Raw genomic sequence first — 18170 nt, 5'->3', positions numbered from 1 at the left:
ATGATATTAAAGACATTAACGGCAGTACTGCTGGGTTGTACCCTTAGTTTATCAGCGGTCGCGGATATCCAGGAGAATGCGGGGGCCCAGCTCAACAGCTTGCTCGCGGGTTTTGAAAGTTTTAGTGCGGATTTTAATCAGGTATCCGGCAGTGAAGATTCCCGGCGCATGGAGGAATCCCGTGGAACCTTATTACTGGCTAAACCCAATCGTTTTAGCTGGACAGCGCTCGAGCCCTTTCCTCAAACGCTGGTAAGCGATGGTGAAACTCTGTGGATCTATGATCCGGACCTGGAACAGGCTACGCGTCGTCAGGTATCAGGAAAGGATACCGGGATACCGGCACTGATTCTCAACGGACAGATCGATGAGCTACAGGCAGAGTATAAAATTCGTTTGTTACAAGAGAAGGATAATAACCAGCTATTCGAGCTTCTACCGATTGATGAAGCGAGTGTGTTTACTCGCATTCGATTGCTCTTCACCGATGGGCTGATCAAAGAACTTCAGATGGGTGATTCTCTGGGGCAAAGGACGTCAATACTGTTTGAAAATCAGATTATTAATCCTGTTTTTTCAGATGATGCATTTAATTTTGAACCACCGGAAGGGACCGATGTTATAGTCGAAAATCAAGCGGAGAGTGCCGACTGATGGCTGATCTGTTTGATGATCTGCAGCCTGGCTATGAGCCTCTGGCCGCACGGATGCGGCCTCGCACTCTGGAAGAATATTGTGGTCAGCAACATTTGCTGGGGCTTGATAAGCCGTTACGGAAAGCACTGGAGCAGGGGACGGTTCATTCTATGATACTCTGGGGCCCTCCCGGAGTAGGCAAGACCACGCTGGCTCGCTTGCTGGCACACCAGGTTGATGCTCACTTTATCATCTTATCGGCGGTGCTATCCGGCGTTAAGGATATCCGTGCTGCTGTCGATCAGGCGCAACAAGTCAAAGCCCAGTCAGGCCGGCAAACTATTCTTTTTGTCGATGAAGTACATCGCTTTAATAAATCACAGCAGGATGCGTTTCTACCTTTTATCGAAGATGGTACTTTTTTGTTTGTCGGGGCAACAACGGAAAATCCCTCTTTCGAGCTGAACAACGCGCTACTGTCCCGTGCACGTGTCTATCTGTTACGCAGCCTGGATCTGGCCGATATTCAATCTCTACTGCAGCGTGCATTGAATGACCAAGAGCACGGTGTTACTCAGCAACCTCTGGTATTTGAAGATGGCGCACTGGAGAAGCTGGCTTCAGCTGCTGATGGGGATGGTCGCCGAGGATTGAATTTGCTGGAAATTGCGGCGGATCTGGCAGACTTTGATGGTTCCGCCTATACAATTGGGCCGCAAATAATTGAAGAAGTACTCAAGTCCAGTGCCCGACGCTACGATAAACAGGGTGATTTGTTTTACGATATGATCTCAGCCTTTCATAAATCAGTCCGGGGCTCGTCTCCCGATGGTGCGTTATATTGGTACTGCCGGATGTTGGATGGAGGTTGCGATCCCCTGTATATTGCCCGTCGCTTGGTGGCAATTGCATCTGAAGATATTGGTAACGCTGACCCCAGAGCGATGCAGGTTGCGTTGTCAGCCTGGGATGCCTTCGAGCGGGTAGGGCCTGCGGAAGGCGAACGGGCGATCGCTCAGGCAGCTATTTATTGTGCCAGCGCGCCTAAGAGTAATGCGGTTTATCGCGCTTTTAATCAAGCGATGTCCGATGTCCGCAACGACCCTGGTTATGAAGTGCCAGAGCACCTGCGGAATGCACCGACCAATCTTATGAAAGATTTAGGCTATGGGGCAGAATATCGCTATGCTCACGATGAACCTGATGCCTATGCAGCAGGGGAAGCTTATTTGCCTGAAGATATTGCTGACCGTCAGTATTATCAGCCCGAACCCCGGGGCTTAGAAATTCGTATAGGTGAAAAACTAAAGCACCTGAAGACACTGGATCAATCCAGTCATAATCAACGATATAAGGACTAGCTCATGCTACACCTGTTTTCAATCGCTGCCGGCGGTGCGGTTGGCGCACTCGCCCGCTATTGGGTGAGTGCTGTAGCCGTTAATAATGCTCAATTCAAATTACCTTACGGCACTATGCTGTGTAATGTGCTGGGATCGTTTCTGATGGGTATTTGTTTTGTTGTTATTATGGAAAAAGCCCGTATTAGTCCTGAATTCAGACCTATTTTGATGGTTGGTTTTCTGGGGGCATTTACAACTTTTTCTACCTTCTCACTGGAGGCCGTGACCATGCTGCAAGAAGGGCATATAATGTCGGCCGCAATTTACATTATTTTGAGCGTAGTGCTCTGCATAACCGCTTTGTATGGCGGTTTATGGTTTACTCGCCTGTTCTGACTTTAAGGTTGTATCTGACATCATGCTAGATCCAAAAAATATTCGTTCAAACCCGGAAGAAGTAGCGCAGCTGCTGACCATAAAAGGCTATCAATTTCCTGTTGATGAGTTCAATGCACTGGAAAACCAGCGCCGTGAAGTTCAGGTTGAGGCAGAACGCCTGCAAAGTGAGCGTAATACCCGCTCCAAGAACATCGGTAAAGCAAAAGCGGCTGGCGAAGATATCCAGCCGCTGTTGGCTGAAGTCAGCACCCTGGGTGATCAGTTAGATGGTGCTAAAGAGCAGCTGAAGATCGTACAGGATAAGATGGATGCTCTCTTGATGGGCATGCCAAATATTCCACATGAGTCGGTACCGCCGGGCGTCACCGAAGACGACAATATCGAGATCCGTAAATGGGGTGAACCGACCGCACAGGATTTTGAGCCTAAAGATCATGTTGATCTGGGTGAGCAGAATGGTGGGCTGGATTTTGCCAGCGCCTCTAAAATAACCGGCGCTCGTTTTGCTGTATTACGTGGAGGTATAGCCCGTATGCACCGGGCACTGATTCAGTTTATGCTGGATACTCATACCGCCGAGCACGGCTATGAAGAGACTTACGTTCCTTACCTGGTTAATGCGGATTCGCTACGCGGGACCGGTCAGCTGCCTAAGTTTGAAGAAGATCTGTTTAAAGTTCCAGGTGAGCGTGATTACTATCTGATTCCAACAGCTGAAGTACCTGTTACCAATATTGTTCGTGATGAGATCGTTGACGCTGCTCAAATGCCGTTGAAGTTTGTGGCTCATACTCCGTGTTTCCGCAGTGAAGCGGGCAGTCATGGCCGTGATACCCGAGGCATGATTCGACAGCATCAGTTTGAGAAAGTTGAACTGGTTCATATTGTTAAAGCGGACCAATCCTGGGATGCGCTGGAAGAGTTAATCGGCAATGCAGAAAATATACTGCAGAAACTAAATCTGCCTTATCGTGTAGTAACATTATGCGGCGGCGATCTTGGCTTCAGTGCAGCTAAAACCTACGATATCGAAGTGTGGTTACCAGGCCAGCAGAAATACCGTGAAATTTCTTCCTGCAGTAATATGGCAGATTTCCAGGCACGTCGCATGCAAGCCCGCTGGCGTAACCCAGAAACTGGCAAGCCTGAGTTGGTGCATACATTGAACGGCTCCGGCCTGGCAGTGGGCCGTACCCTCGTTGCTATTCTGGAAAACTACCAGACCGCGGAAGGTACCGTTAAAGTACCGGAAGTATTGCTACCCTATATGGGTGGTATTACTGAGTTGTAATTTGCTCTGGTTAAGTTGAAACAAAAAAAGCGCCTGGAGCGCTTTTTTTGTTACTGAAACCTGAATTACTGATGCATCGCCTGCATCGAGCTTTCAGTCCAGTTAATACTGTGACGGTAGGCCGGTTTAAAGAGCATCATCGGAATACCGCTTCGCTTAACGACACTCCATTCTCCATTTTCAAAACTGATCACCGCATGCAGCAACTGGCCTATCGGGCCATGATGATTCAGAACCGCTTCTTTCACTTCATCATCAACTGATATCTGATCCAAAATAACATCGAGTCGCGTCTCCAGCAGCAGATCGAGCTGAGAAAGCATACCAGCCAGAAAAGCGGTCTCAGGTTTAGCAACACGGGTAAGTTCCGCCAGTAGCTCACACATACGTGCCCTGGCGATCAGATTACGTGACCATTCTTCTGGTTTGCCGTCCTGGTTGCTGAGCATAATAATCATCGCCCAGCTTCTGATCTGATCGAGCCCCAGCATAACAATCGCCTGCTGTAAGGATTCAATCTTGGTTTCCAGATTATAAGCGGCTGAGTTAATAACTCTAAGCATCTTAAAGCTCAGAATAGGATCAAGAATAACCAGCCCTTCGATCTGTTTAGCGGTGATATCTGGTTGCTGTAATGCCTGAACCAGCTGGAGAAGTGCCGCACTTTTAGTTGATATAGTGTCTTTTTCAATAACGACTGGCTTACTGATAAAACCACCCTGAAACAGTTTGAAGCCTGCGCTTTTACAGAGTTGTAATGTTTTGAAATCAGGTATGTTTTGAGCCAGCAGCGTGCCTTTTAATTTAACTAAAACCTTGAGCATTCCAAGCAGCTTACTGCGGGGGATTCGTGCCATATCAACTTTAATGATACTGGCAAAGCGAAGCAGCGGAAATAGCTCTTTCTGTAAGGCAAAACCGTCCAATACAATACGATAGCCTTGCTGGCGTAAGGAGGACAAACTGAATAATAACCCGCGGGTAACTTTTGTAGATGGAGGAAGCTCTATCAGCATCCTCTTCTTGGGCAGCTGCGGAAGCTCGGTTTCGGTTAAGAGTTCTGCTGAAAACGGGAGAAACAGAGGGACTTTACGAATACTGCCATCCTGACTAAGGCTGGCATAAGTACTGAGTAGAATAGTTGCGGTAGAAGGGCCGTCAGAAAGAATTGCGTTCCCAGGCTCCAGGCTATCTTCGTAGCGGAGTTGGTAAGAGACAATCTTTAACTGTTCATTGAAGATTGGCTGTCGCACAATCAAGCCGCTACTGTCTTCGGACGATACTTCCATTTGTTGTTCTGAATTCAATTGACCATGCCTAATGATTGGTTGTATTCAGCGAGTACAGCAAACCCCACACCCTGTGTATTTACAATTACCATAGAATACCAGATCTTGCATGGTTTGATGTCCCGTTTTAGGCTTATTTCTTCACCTTAGCGAAACAGCTTCAGAAAGCACAGGGGCAAAGGTACAATCTCAAACGGTTAACGAAAGTTATAAATCTGCTGCGGAGCAAAAATGAAAAATCGCTATGATCTGTTAATTGTCGGAGGAGGTATGGTCGGTGCTACCATCGCTGTAGCCTTAGGTAATACAGACCTGAAAGTAGCCGTAGTCGAGCAACAGTATCCTGGTGAGTATCAGCCGGAATCAGAACATGATCTAAGAGTGTCTGCCCTGAGTATTGCCTCGGAACAGATTTTAAAAAATCTTGATGTCTGGGAAGGTATTCTTGCTCGACGAAGTTGCCCCTACCGGCGCATGAAGATATGGGAAAGTAACGAAGAGCAAGCTTCGACAGAATTTATTAGTGATGATATTGGTGCTGACCATCTGGGTTTCATTGTTGAAAACAGAGTTATCCAGTTAGCATTGTTAGAAAAGCTAAAACAGTTCGATAATATTGAGCTGATCTGCCCGGCTAATACTGTTTCTATCGATTATTCCCCCGGCTGCAGCCTGGTGCAACTGGCTGATGGGAGGGAGTTGATTGGAAAATTATTGGTGGCTGCCGATGGCGGCTCATCAAAAGTCAGAGCCGCGGCAGGTATTGGCGTTCATAGTTGGGATTATGATCAACAAGCGTTAGTTGCGTCGGTTGTAACTGAGCTGCCCCAGCAAGACATCACCTGGCAGCAGTTTACCCCGAACGGCCCGCTAGCCTTTCTGCCACTGTCTGGTAACCGGGCATCATTAGTTTGGTACAACCGTCCCGCAGAAGTAAAACGACTCTTACAGCTCGATGCTGCTGATTTCACCCGCGAGCTGGCAGACACCTTTCCGGCTCGTCTTGGTTCGATTGAATCTCTTTTATCTCGCGGTGCATTCCCGTTAAGACGGCAGCATGCTCAGGCGTATGTCAAAGAGGGGGTCGCTCTGGCAGGTGATTCAGCCCACATGATTAATCCTTTAGCGGGTCAGGGCGTTAATATTGGCTTACTGGATGCTGCAGCACTGGCCGAAACAGTTTTGGAAGGGCATAAACAAGGTATAGATATCAGTGACTTGAGGCTACTGAAGCAATACGAACAACAGCGCCGTAAACACAACTTGATGATGATGCAGTTAATGGACGGTTTTTATCGTATCTTTTCAAACGACCTGTTACCGCTGAAGCTGTTGCGTAACCTGGGACTCGGCGCAGCAGAGAGACTAACACCGGCTAAAAACAGAGTTATGCGTTTTGCCATGGGGCTGGAAGGGCGATTGCCTGCGCTTGCTCGAAGCGAAAAGCGTTAACGGTTTAAACCAACGCAATCTGAGCAAACAAAAAACGGAGCCAACAGGCTCCGTTTTTTACTAAGAAAGATATGTTTACTTAGCTTCAGTTTTTACTGCTGCAGGCTTAGCTGGTGCTGCTGCCTTTTTAGGTGCTTCAGCTTTAGGCGCTGCTGCTTTTTTTGCAACTGGCTTAGGTGCCGCAGCTTTAGCAGCAGGGGCTGGCTTTTTAGCCGCTGGCGCTGCTGCTTTTTTTGCAGCTGGCTTAGGTGCTGCAGCTTTAGCAGCAGGTGCTGCTTTTTTAGCCGCTGGCGCAGCCGCTTTTTTAGCAGCAGGTGCTGCTTTCTTAGCCGGTGCTGCTTTTTTAGCTGGTGCTGCTGCAGGTTTAGCTTTAGTCGCTGGCTTTGCTTCAGCTGCCGGTGTCATGAACTTGCTCAGGTCTTCAAAGTAGTTCATATCTTTAAGGCCTAGACCTTCAAAGCTTTTGCCGATAATTGCGGTCAGCTCTTCTTTAGCAGAGCTTAATGCAGCCATCTCTTCTTCTGCAACACTGGTCAGTTTGTTCTCAAGCTGTTTTACGTACTCAACTTGCAGCTCAATCGCTTCTTTAGGATCTTTGATAGAAGAAAGGGCCTGCATCTGAGCCATGGTGGCATTTACAAAGTCGGAAACATAACCAGACTGCAGCTCGATCAGCTTCTCTGCTGCTTTCTTGTTGATTTCAGCCAATTCAACAACTGGCTTCATGTTCTCCTGAACATCCTTCATCATATCTTCGTACATGTTTGTCACCTGTGGTCGCAAGAGTTTAGTCTTTGTGCGTTGCAGCAAATTTTTACATACTATATTGATCGTACATAATAAAGTCAATTATTTTGTTGCACTGCAACAAGAGGCGAATCGGTCGCCGCTTGGCTAAATAGTCGATGCTATTCTGCTGAGTAACCTAATGACTATTCATGAACAAATGATGACATCAGTAGAAAAAGCTCTGCGTTGCACTTGTAAGACTGTTTTGTTGTTAAACAAAGTAATTAAAATGCAGCATATATCCGGTCTCAAAGGGATATGAATATACTTTTCACGACACGGGCCAAAACTGGCATATTTGGTTACAATGCTCACAACGGATAGATCGCTAAGACATTATAGACACTGGATAACTACATGACCCGTCAACCGGCTTTTCAGCTTAAGCGTACTGAGACAATTGAATCATTGGGAATCGATGTGCAGGAGTACGTGCACAGCCAAACAGGCGCTTTGCATTACCATATTGCCGCAGATAATCAGGAGAATGTATTTCTGGTTGCATTTAGGACTGTCCCAGAAGATAACACCGGCGTTGCTCATATACTCGAGCATACCGCGCTATGTGGTAGTGAAAAATTTCCGGTTCGGGATCCGTTCTTTATGATGACCCGACGTTCGCTGAATACCTTTATGAATGCTTTTACCAGCAGTGACTGGACCGCTTATCCATTTGCCAGTCAAAACCGTAAGGATTACTTCAATCTTCTGGATGTTTATCTGGATGCAGCATTTTTCTCTCGGCTAGACCCTTTAGATTTTGCTCAGGAAGGTCACCGTGTCGAGTTTAGTGAAGCAGGTAATACCAGCAGCCCTCTGGTCTATAAAGGCGTGGTATATAACGAGATGAAAGGCGCCATGAGCTCCCCGGTGTCTACCCTATGGCAAACCCTGACTCGCTATCTCTTTCCCTCTACAACTTATCACTTTAATTCCGGTGGGGATCCTGAAGCGATTCCAGACCTTAGTTATGAAGAGCTGATAGCGTTCTATAAAAGTCACTATCATCCATCGAATGCTGTCTTTATGACATTTGGTGACATTCCCGTTGAGGAGTTGCAGCAACGCTTTGAAGAACAAGCTCTGTCTAGATTCGAAAAACTTGAAGATGAGATTAAAGTCGATGATGAGAAACGCTATTTCTCACCGGTTCGGGTTGAAGAGGCTTACGCTTTAGACGAAGAGGAGAGCAGCGCCAAAACCCATCATGTACTGGGGTGGTTACTTGGGCCAAGTATCGATCTGGAACAACAGCTCAAAGCCCATCTGTTATCTCAGGTTTTGTTGGATAACAGCTCTTCACCGCTGCGCTATGCGCTAGAGTCAACAGATCTTGGTCTGTCACCATCACCACTCTGCGGATTAGAAGATTCCAACCGGGAGATGGGCTTTATGTGCGGCATCGAAGGGAGTGAGCCTGAAAAAGCAACGGAGTTCGAAGAGTTGGTGATCGCAACACTGACAGAGGTTGCAGAAAACGGTGTACCACAAGTTCACCTGGAAGCAGCATTGCATCAGCTTGAATTAAGCCAGCGAGAAATCAGTGGTGATGGCTATCCCTATGGTATGAGCCTCATCCTTAAGTCGCTCTCTTCCGCTATTCACCACGGTGATCCGGTTGCATTGCTTAATCTGGACCCGGTGCTTGAAAAAATGCGTGAGGAGATTCAGTCGCCCGATTTTATTCCAACGCTGGTACGCGAGCTCTTATTGGATAACCCTCATCGTGTTCGGCTGACTCTGAGACCTGATGCAGAATTAGCAAACCGTCGTGATGTCGCAGAAGCGGTCGCGTTGGAGAAAATCAGACAATCCCTTGATGAAAGCCAGGCTCAGGCGATTATCGATAAAGCTCAGGCCCTCGAAGCACGTCAAAGCCAGGTCGATGATGAATCACTCCTCCCCAAAGTGACTATTGCCGATGTCCCAGCCGAAATGAATATACCCCAGGGAACTGAGGCATCTCTGAAAGATTTTAACTATAACTACTATGCTCAGGGCACTAACGGGTTAGTGTATCAGCAGGTCATTATGGAGTTGCCAGCACTGACGGATGAAGAGTTAAAACTGATGCCTCTCTATAGCCACTGTATGACAGAACTGGGCTGTAATGGAATGAGTTATCAGGACACTCAGGCATGGCAGTCACAGGTCTGTGGCAGTATCAGTGCCTATTCATCGGTACGCGGTAATATCGAAGATGAACAAAAGGTGACCGGCTATATGACGCTGTCAGGTAAAGCGCTGCTTAACAAACAGTGTGATCTGACAGAACTGATGTACAAAACCCTGAATACGGTTCGTTTCGATGAGCTCAGCCGCATTCGGGAGCTGGTATCTCAACAGCGTACCCGCAAAGAGCAAAGTGTTACAGGTCAGGGACACAGTCTGGCCATCATGGCGGCCGTAAGTCTGTTATCTCCAGCAGCCCAGTTGTCGCATAATCTTCGTGGCTTGCAAAGTATTCGCGAAGTTAAAGCGCTGGATGATAGCCTGAATGATGAACAGAACCTGATAAAACTAGCTGGCCAGTTAGAGCAGATCCATCAAAAAATTATAACCGCGCCACGTCGATTTCTGATTGTTGCTGAACCAGAGCATCAGCAGGTACTGGCAAGCAGTCTGGCTCAACAGTGGGACACGGCGCCTGATGATAGTCAGTTTACGCCACTGAACTTAGCGCCTGTACGACAAGGTGTTAAACAAGCCTGGACCACCAGTACCCAGGTTAATTTCTGTGCTAAAGCCTACCCAACGGTTCCCGTTGAACACCCGGATGCTGCTCCGCTAACAGTGCTTGGTGATTACCTTCGTAATGGGTTTCTTCACCGGGTGGTTCGAGAGCAGGGCGGTGCCTACGGCAGTGGGGCAGGACAGGATTCAGCTGATTCTGTCTTCCGGTTCTTCTCGTACCGCGATCCGCGTTTGAGCGAAACCCTTAATGATTTTGATGCTGCCCTTAGCTGGCTCATGTCTTCTGAGGATGATGAGCAAAAGCTGGAAGAAGCCATACTGGGGATTGTCAGTAGTATCGATAAACCTGGCTCACCCGCCGGCGAAGCTAAACAGGCCTATCACAGCGCTTTATTTGGCCGTTCAATGGAACAGCGAAAAGGATTCCGCCAACGGATTCTTCAGGTCACGGTCGCTGATGTTAAGCGTGTTGCACAGGAATACCTTAACCCTGAAAACGCCAGCGTAGCCGTTGTCACAGGTCCTGCCGCAGCGGCAGAGCTTGACGATAGTTTTGACGTGATCGCTATTTAACGATCTTTCACTGCTTATTTTCAGGAGTGAACAAGCCCTGCTTTTGTGGGGCTTTTCTATTTATGAAAAACAATGATTTCCTGCTCGGTGCCGCTCTGATACTCGTCTCCGAAATATTTCTAGTGCTCTCAGGCATGGTTATTAAGCAACTTTCCGGTGAGCTACCGACCGAAATGATTGTGTTTTTCCGAAACTTTCTCGGATTAGCGCTATTTATTCCCTGGCTGATGCGTAACGGGGCTGGTGCATTGCGTACCACGAAGTTACGTTTTCACATTATGCGTGCTTCAGTTGGTGTCACTGCAATGACCTGTCTGTTCTATTCATGGGGTCACCTGCCGCTGGCTCAGGCTGCATTATTGAAACAGACAGCGCCGTTCTTTATGCCGCTGATAGCATTTTGGTGGTTAAGGGAACGGATAAACCTACAGGTAAAGCTGGCAATAATAGTGGGATTTGTCGGTGTAGCATTCATCCTTAACCCTCAAGAGTCAGCGGTCAATATTGGCATTCTGATTGCACTTGTGGGTGCTTGCCTAGGTGCGCTAGCGAAAGTAACCGTTCGCCGAATGCGAGATACTGAATCACCGCAATTGATCGTGTTCTACTTTGCTTTCTTTGCCGCACTTTTATCCGCTATACCGGCTTGGTTAAGCGGTGCCAGCTTAACGCTAATACAATTTGGCTGGTTAGTTGTGCTGGCGGCGACTTCAACAGTAGCTCAGCTTCTGTTGAGCAAAGCCTACGGTATGGCACCAGCAGGTCAGCTGGCACCTTATACTTATGGGTCGGTGGCAATGGCTGCATTATTTGGTTGGTTGATATGGGGCGAATTACTGGGGCTTAACAGCCTGTTCGGCATCCTGCTGGTCAGCTGTGCGGGTATTGTAGCGATGATAGGCAAGCCGCAACCTAAGGTTAAGCCAGTCTGATCCATCTCCAGGTGTCGCGAATGCTATTCTGGCAATGTATCAGATTGCTCTGATAACTCTTGTATGGGTGAATCACTGCGGTAGGGCACCTGACTGCTGGGTACCTGTTTTGATGCATTAACCAGATGAACGGGTTGATCATCGAAAAAAATATGAGGTTTCAGAGCGCTCAGTACAGGCTCTTTACTGGTTCCGCCAAGAAAGAATGCCTGGTCCACAAATACACCCCATTGCCTCAGTGTTTTAATGACCCGTAAATGCGCGGGTCCATTACGTGCAGTGACAATCGACAGTCTCAAAGGGGAACGATCAGCGCCGAGTTTTTCATTTAACCGCGCGAGTAACCTGACCAGTTTGGCGAAAGGGCCATCGGGTAGTGCGACATCTTCGTTTTCTGACTCATTTTGCTGAAACCGGGCCAAACCTTCTGTTTTAAAGATATATTCAGATTCGTCAGAGAAGAGCACAGCATCAGCATCAAAGGCGATACGTATTGTATCCCGGTCTGGCTGAAAACTTTCAGGCGGGTCATAGATAAGTGCAGCAGCACAGTCTTCAGTATCGATCGCCTCCTGAGCATCATCAGAATGGCGTGTTAACAGTAAATCAACACTGTAAGCGGCGACAAAAGGAGCCAGTGGTTCGCCTCCGGTAAAAGCTGAGCGGGTTATATCCAGGCCGTGGTGTTGTATCGACTTCAGCACTCTTAAACCGGTATCGGGGCTGTTTTTTGACATCACGACGACCTCAACCAATCGCTCGTCAGATAGCTTGTTGAGGCTGAGCAGAGCATCGACCAGGTGAAAGGCAGTACCTTTTTCTAAGACCTGGTCTTCCTGTTCTAACTGAAAACGCCGATAAGCGGCAATATCCTGCTGTAAATAGATACTGTTCTCGTGCTCAAGATTAAACAGTGCCCGGCTGGAAATGCCAATCACCAGTACTTTTTCAAGATCGATAGCCATTGAACGCAGTCCGTTTGCTGTATTCTGATGAGTAATAGTTAATCACAGTATTGATCGCTATTCATCTGCTAATATTGTTCAATAATTAGTCAGCTTTCGGTATGATCCACTTCTTTCTGCTGTATCGGTATCTCACATTGCCTGTTTCCCGTTTCTCTGTTCGTAAATGGCTTATACGCAGCCTGCTTGCTCTGGTAGTCCTGCCTGTTTTACTGGTACTGATGCTGCGCTTTATAGATCCTGCGATATGGATGTGGAAGATTCAGCGTACCTTAAACCCGCCAAAACATTATCCGGCTGAAAGTCACCATCAATGGGTTGCTTTAGAGCAGATAGCGCCAGCGATGCAGTTAGCCGTCATCGCCGCTGAAGATCAGAAATTCCCGCATCATTGGGGGTTAGATTTTGAATCGATCTCCAAAGCGATAAGCAACAATCAGAAAGGCAAAGGAATTAAAGGCGCAAGCACTCTGAGCCAGCAGGCAGCTAAGAATCTGTTTCTCTGGCCGGCTAAAAGCTATCTGCGCAAAGGGCTCGAAGCGGGATTTACTCTGTTAATGGAAACCTTATGGGATAAGCCAAGAATTCTTGAGGTCTATCTTAATATTGTTGAATTTGGGCCTGGAATCTATGGCGTTGAAGCGGCAAGTCAGGCTTTCTTTGATAAACCGGCAAAAAATCTTACGACCACTGAGGCGGCTCGGCTGGCTGCGGTTTTACCTAATCCTTACCGGATGAGCGCTGCCCGCCCCAGCAGCTACGTCTGGCAAAGAACTGCCTGGATAAAGGATCAGATGCGCCTGTTAGGCACAGAGCACTGGCATCACTAGATAAATTTCTCCTATTCATAGAGAATCAGCAGTTATCGGAACTTTTGTGCCTTCTGGCTCATGGCGATCCTGCCAATCAATGCTTTAAATAGGAATGACTTCTATGGAAATGGAATTTTTCAGCGCGTCTCTTATCAATCTGTTGTTGAACTTAAGCTACACCGTTATCGCCCTAATTGTAGGTGTATATGCTCTGTTGTGGATCGATAAACGTTTGCTTAAAAATATCGATATAGAGGAGGAGATGAAGAAAGGCAACCTAGCCGTTTCAATTTTTGCATCAACCATTCTGATCTTTGTCGCCATCATAGTGGCGTCCGGACTAAAAGGTTAATTAGCATGCTAAAGCGCCTGGGGCAGGGCGTACTGTTTCTTGTTATTGTGGTGCTGACCTCTTTATTGCAAGAACAGAAAGACTCTACAGATCTTATGATTGCCGAGGCGACGGAGCAACTGACAGTACCCGCCAACCCAGAAGTGTCACCGGGATTGATGCGGCCCGGAAGCCTGCAAATATCAAACACCCGGTTAACCCTGAAGCCTCAAGATCTGAAGAAAATATTAAATAAGCGTAGAACCGGGACCGGTATTTATACCATGCGCAATAGTAAAACCGGTGCTTACACGATGATCGCGCCGGGTATTGATCAGCGTTATCACCTGGTAAACAGCTACTTTGATGGTTACTTGCCTTTCAAGGTGGATAATCCTGTACTGGCCCTATATGCCATCTCACAGCGCAAGCGTTATCAGTACGATCACATCACCTATCCGGGGCGTCCTGAGGTATGGCAAAGCAGCAGACAGGCTTTCTATCAGAAAGTAGGGGATTGCGAAGATCACGCTATTCTTCTGGCCGACTGGCTGATCGGTTTAGGCTATGATGCCCGGGTGGCGGTAGGAGATTACAACGGTGAGGGGCATGCCTGGGTGGTGTTGTTTGTTGATGGCAAAGAGTATTTGCTTGAAGCAACCCGAAAGCGAGGCTTAAAACGCTTAAAGGTTTTTCCTTTAGCCCGCTTGCAGGGCAAATATCATCCGACTCATATGTTTAATAATGAGTTCTTTTGGCAGAATACGGGCTCGAAATTCACCACTCGCTATAGCTCTGCTAACTGGGTGAAGAAAAGTCAGTATAGAGTTAATTAAGAGGCTAACTCTCGAGCAATAAAAAAACCGCCGATGGCGGTTTTTTTAACGGTATAGAATGATGATTCGATTAGCCGTCTTCTGGCTCATACCCCAGGTTTGGGGCTAACCAGCGCTCAGCAACCGGTTTTTCCATGCCGGTACGATGAGCATAGGATTCAACCTGATCTTCACCAATCTTTGCCACACCAAAATACTGCGACTGCGGATGACTGAAATACCAACCACTGACTGACGCAGTAGGCAACATTGCATAGCTGTCTGTAATGGTCATGCCGGTTCGGCTTTCAACATCCAGTAGTTTCCATAGCAGACCTTTCTCAGTGTGCTCGGGGCAGGCTGGATAGCCTGGAGCAGGGCGGATACCCTGATACTTTTCTTTTATCAGTGCATCGTTGTCGAGGTTTTCATCTGATGCATATCCCCAGGACTCTCGACGGGTACGTGCGTGCATGTATTCGGCCAGCGCCTCAGCAAGCCGGTCTGCCAGAGCTTTGACCATGATGCTGTTATAATCATCGTGATCAGCCTCGTAAGCATCAATCATCTCCTGATCGCCGAAGCCGGCGGACACTGCAAATGCACCAAAGTAGTCTGGCTTACCGCTATCTTTTGGCGCGATAAAGTCAGTAAGGCACATATTTGCTTTGCCATCGACCTTCTCAACTTGCTGTCGCAGGTTATGCAGTGTCATTAACACCTCAGACCGGCTGTCATCGGTATAGAGTTCGATATCGTCATCGTCAATGCTGTTTGCCGGGAACAGACCAACAACAGCGCGTGCTTCAAGTTTACGATTGGTGATGATGTCATCCAGCAACACCTTCGCATCGTTGAACAGGCGAGTGGCTTCTTCACCAATAATCTCATCCGTCAAAATACGCGGATAGCGACCAGCCAGCTCCCATGAATGGAAGAATGGTGTCCAGTCGATATAGTCTCGCAGCTCATTCAGATCGATATTTTCAAACTGCTGAATACCCAGTTGAGCAGGGACTGGTGGGGTATAGTTTTCCCAGTCTATTTTGAATTTATTCTCTCTAGCCTGAATAAGCGAAACCCGGCGCGCCTGGTTTTGACGCTCAGCAAAACGTTGACGTACTGCTTCATAATCTTCTTGTATCTCTTTGACATAAGAAGGTTTCTTATCTTTTGAAAGCAAGGTGCTGGCGACATTTACAGCACGGGAGGCATTGGTAACATGGACGACCTGATCCCGGTTATATCCTTTATCAATTTTAACAGCGGTATGCGCTTTTGAGGTGGTAGCCCCGCCAATCATTAACGGGATATCAAACCCCTGACGTTCCATCTCTTTGGCTACATGAACCATCTCGTCCAGAGAGGGGGTAATCAGGCCTGACAGACCGATGATGTCGACATTTTCTTCACGAGCGGTACGCAGAATCGTTTCGGCAGAGACCATAACGCCGAGATCGATGATCTCGTAGTTATTACACTGCAACACGACGCCAACGATATTCTTGCCGATATCGTGAACGTCTCCTTTTACAGTAGCCATGAGAATCTTGCCATTGGTTTGACTACCGGCGCCTTCTTTTTCTAATTCGATAAAGGGCATCAAATAGGCAACAGCTTTTTTCATTACCCGTGCAGATTTCACCACTTGTGGCAGAAACATCTTACCGGCACCAAACAGATCGCCTACGACCCCCATACCATCCATCAATGGGCCTTCAATAACCTGGATAGGGCGGTCGAACAACTGACGGCACTCTTCGACATCTTCGTCGATAAATTCAGCAATACCTTTTACCAAAGAATGAGAGAGTCGCTCTTTAACCGGAAGGCCACGCCATTCCAGTACCTTTTCTTCGGTTTGAGCGCTACCATCCCCACGGTACTTTTCAGCGATCTCGAGCAGTTTGTCGGTGCCTTCATCGTCGGTATTAAGAATTACGGCTTCTACAGCAACTCGCAGCTCTTCTGGTAAATCATCATAGATCGCCAACTGACCAGCGTTGACGATACCCATGTCCATGCCCTGTTGAATGGCGTGATAAAGAAAAACACAGTGGATCGCTTCGCGCACCGGGTTATTGCCGCGGAAAGAGAAGGAAACATTCGATACGCCACCGGAGATCATCGCATAGGGTAGATTCTTCTTAATCCAGCCGGTGGCGTTGATGAAATCAACCGCGTAGTTGTTATGCTCATCAATTCCGGTGGCGACAGCAAATATATTAGGATCGAAGATAATATCTTCCGGTGGAAAACCAACCTGTTCTGTTAATACCTTATAAGAGCGTTCACAGATCTCAATCTTACGCTTCTCTGTATCGGCCTGACCATCTTCATCGAATGCCATTACAACCACAGCCGCACCGTAACGACGCAGCAGGTTTGCCTGTTTGATAAATTTCTCTTCACCCTCTTTCAGGCTGATAGAGTTCACGACACCTTTACCCTGAATACATTTCAGGCCCGCCTCAATAACCTCCCACTTAGATGAGTCGATCATAATCGGCACACGGGAGATATCAGGTTCAGAAGCGATCAGTGTAAGGAAACGTACCATCGCCGCTTCAGCATCCAGCATCCCTTCATCCATGTTGATATCGATGATCTGAGCACCGTTTTCAACTTGCTGACGAGCAACATCCAGAGCGGTTTCGTAGTCACCTTCTTTAATAAGGCGTTTAAACATCGCAGAGCCTGTAACATTGGTACGTTCGCCAACGTTTACAAACAGGGTATCACTGTTGATGTTTTGTGGTTCAAGACCTGCCAGGCGGCATTCAACCGGGATCTCTGGAATCTGACGGGGAGGGTGCTCATTTGCAGCATTACCCATCGCCGTAACGTGTTCAGGAGTAGTACCACAACAGCCTCCGATAATATTCAGAAAGCCCGAAGCGGCCCAATCGCGGATCTCTTTAGCCATCTGCCAGGGTGTTTCATCGTATCCACCGAATGCGTTAGGCAAGCCAGCGTTAGGGTGAGCAGAGACATAAGTATTGGCGATCCGTGACAACTCTTCAACGTACTGACGCAACTCCTGTGGCCCCAGCGCACAGTTAAGGCCGATAGACAGAGGCTTAATATGACGCACGGAGTTCCAGAAAGCTTCTGTTGTCTGGCCGGACAAGGTTCGCCCTGATGCATCGGTGATAGTGCCAGAAATCATAACGGGCAACTGCATCGCATGATCTTCAAAGTACTGGTCTACCGCAAAGATTGCAGCTTTAGCGTTCAGCGTATCGAATATAGTTTCAATCAGGATAATGTCGGAGCCGCCTTTTACCAGGCCATCGATGGACTCTGTATAGGCTTCAACCAGTTGATCAAAACTAACATTACGAAAGCCTGGATCATTCACATCGGGTGAGATAGAGCAGGTACGGTTGGTTGGCCCCAGGACGCCGGCTACGTAACGAGGTTTAGCCGGATCTTCCGCGGTTATCTGATCAGCTACCGTGCGTGCAAGCTGTGCTGCCACTAAGTTTATTTCATGGCTGATCGATTCCATCGCGTAATCGGCCATAGCGATACTGGTAGCATTGAAAGTATTGGTTTCAACTATATCGGCACCGGCTTCGAAATAAGCTCGGTGAATCTCACTGATAATATCCGGCTGAGTCAGTACCAGCAGATCGTTATTACCTTTCAGATCGATATCCCAATCGGCAAATCGGTTACCGCGGTAATCCTCTTCTTCGAGCTTGCGATCCTGAATCATGGTGCCCATACCACCATCAAGAACCAGAACGCGTTCTGCCATTGCCTGTTTAAGCTGCTCGGTCTTATCGGTTTGAATTGCTACTACCACGGTGAAAACCTATCTATAACCTATTGTAAAGGCGGCTA

General features: G+C 47.7%; 14 protein-coding genes. 10 read left to right on the top strand and 4 right to left on the bottom strand.

From position 1 onward, the window contains the following. From lolA to serS, 4 genes are read left to right on the top strand one after another with little or no spacing between them, the layout of a single operon-like run. Entirely contained in the window at positions 1 to 654 is a 654-nt protein-coding gene (gene lolA, locus AMJAP_RS08825; protein WP_019623297.1) for an outer membrane lipoprotein chaperone LolA, read from the top strand. Next, complete coding sequence (locus AMJAP_RS08820; RefSeq protein ID WP_019623298.1) at positions 654 to 1997, top strand: replication-associated recombination protein A; 1344 nt, start codon at positions 654 to 656, stop codon at positions 1995 to 1997. The genes lolA and AMJAP_RS08820 overlap by 1 nt, the downstream gene beginning before the upstream one ends. Before the next feature lie 3 nt (positions 1998 to 2000). After that, positions 2001 to 2375 carry a fluoride efflux transporter CrcB gene (crcB, locus tag AMJAP_RS08815; protein WP_019623299.1) on the top strand — a complete coding sequence of 125 codons (375 nt, stop codon included), beginning with the start codon at positions 2001 to 2003 and terminating at the stop codon, positions 2373 to 2375. Between the two features lie 22 nt (positions 2376 to 2397). Continuing rightward, a complete protein-coding gene (serS, locus tag AMJAP_RS08810) occupies positions 2398 to 3669 on the top strand; it encodes a serine--tRNA ligase (RefSeq protein ID WP_019623300.1) in 1272 nt (423 codons plus the stop codon). A gap of 65 nt (positions 3670 to 3734) precedes the next feature. On the opposite strand, the gene AMJAP_RS08805 is transcribed toward serS, so the two are convergent. After that, positions 3735 to 4958 (bottom strand): EAL and HDOD domain-containing protein, encoded by a 1224-nt coding sequence (locus AMJAP_RS08805; RefSeq protein ID WP_019623301.1) that lies wholly within the window; start codon positions 4956 to 4958, stop codon positions 3735 to 3737. A gap of 231 nt (positions 4959 to 5189) precedes the next feature. Here AMJAP_RS08805 and AMJAP_RS08800 point away from each other — a divergent pair, with 231 nt between their 5' ends. Further along, a complete protein-coding gene (locus tag AMJAP_RS08800) occupies positions 5190 to 6410 on the top strand; it encodes a UbiH/UbiF/VisC/COQ6 family ubiquinone biosynthesis hydroxylase (RefSeq protein WP_019623302.1) in 1221 nt (406 codons plus the stop codon). Between the two features lie 75 nt (positions 6411 to 6485). On the opposite strand, the gene AMJAP_RS08795 is transcribed toward AMJAP_RS08800, so the two are convergent. Next, a complete protein-coding gene (locus AMJAP_RS08795) occupies positions 6486 to 7172 on the bottom strand; it encodes a phasin family protein (RefSeq protein ID WP_019623303.1) in 687 nt (228 codons plus the stop codon). Between the two features lie 384 nt (positions 7173 to 7556). On the opposite strand from AMJAP_RS08795, the gene AMJAP_RS08790 reads away from it, so the two are divergent. Together AMJAP_RS08790 and AMJAP_RS08785 are read left to right on the top strand one after the other, a co-directional pair. Continuing rightward, on the top strand, positions 7557 to 10466 hold the full coding sequence (locus AMJAP_RS08790) for an insulinase family protein (protein WP_019623304.1): 2910 nt from the start codon (positions 7557 to 7559) through the stop codon (positions 10464 to 10466). A gap of 62 nt (positions 10467 to 10528) precedes the next feature. Further along, positions 10529 to 11398: a DMT family transporter gene (locus AMJAP_RS08785; RefSeq protein WP_019623305.1), complete on the top strand. Its 870-nt coding sequence runs from the start codon at positions 10529 to 10531 to the stop codon at positions 11396 to 11398. Positions 11399 to 11421: 23 nt separating this feature from the next. Here the strand turns inward: AMJAP_RS08785 and AMJAP_RS08780 are convergent, their stop codons facing one another. After that, the gene (locus AMJAP_RS08780; RefSeq protein WP_019623306.1) at positions 11422 to 12363 is read right to left on the bottom strand and encodes a 5'-nucleotidase; all 942 of its coding nucleotides are present in this window, start codon (positions 12361 to 12363) and stop codon (positions 11422 to 11424) included. A 101-nt stretch (positions 12364 to 12464) separates the two neighbouring features. Here AMJAP_RS08780 and mtgA point away from each other — a divergent pair, with 101 nt between their 5' ends. The 3 genes from mtgA (at position 12465) to AMJAP_RS08765 (ending at position 14342) form a co-directional block, all read left to right on the top strand. After that, positions 12465 to 13193 carry a monofunctional biosynthetic peptidoglycan transglycosylase gene (gene mtgA / locus AMJAP_RS08775; protein ID WP_019623307.1) on the top strand — a complete coding sequence of 243 codons (729 nt, stop codon included), beginning with the start codon at positions 12465 to 12467 and terminating at the stop codon, positions 13191 to 13193. A 103-nt stretch (positions 13194 to 13296) separates the two neighbouring features. Further along, positions 13297 to 13527 carry a DUF350 domain-containing protein gene (locus AMJAP_RS08770; RefSeq protein ID WP_019623308.1) on the top strand — a complete coding sequence of 77 codons (231 nt, stop codon included), beginning with the start codon at positions 13297 to 13299 and terminating at the stop codon, positions 13525 to 13527. Positions 13528 to 13532: 5 nt separating this feature from the next. After that, entirely contained in the window at positions 13533 to 14342 is an 810-nt protein-coding gene (locus AMJAP_RS08765) for a transglutaminase-like domain-containing protein (protein ID WP_019623309.1), read from the top strand. Positions 14343 to 14412: 70 nt separating this feature from the next. Here the strand turns inward: AMJAP_RS08765 and metH are convergent, their stop codons facing one another. Next, positions 14413 to 18132: a methionine synthase gene (gene metH / locus AMJAP_RS08760; RefSeq protein ID WP_019623310.1), complete on the bottom strand. Its 3720-nt coding sequence runs from the start codon at positions 18130 to 18132 to the stop codon at positions 14413 to 14415. Positions 18133 to 18170: the final 38 nt, after the last annotated feature.

The sequence above is a fragment of the Amphritea japonica ATCC BAA-1530 genome (genome assembly GCF_016592435.1).
GTDB lineage: Bacteria > Pseudomonadota > Gammaproteobacteria > Pseudomonadales > Balneatricaceae > Amphritea > Amphritea japonica.
The sequence above is the reverse complement of the archived record's forward strand: the minus strand, read 5'-3'. Positions and strand labels throughout refer to the sequence as shown.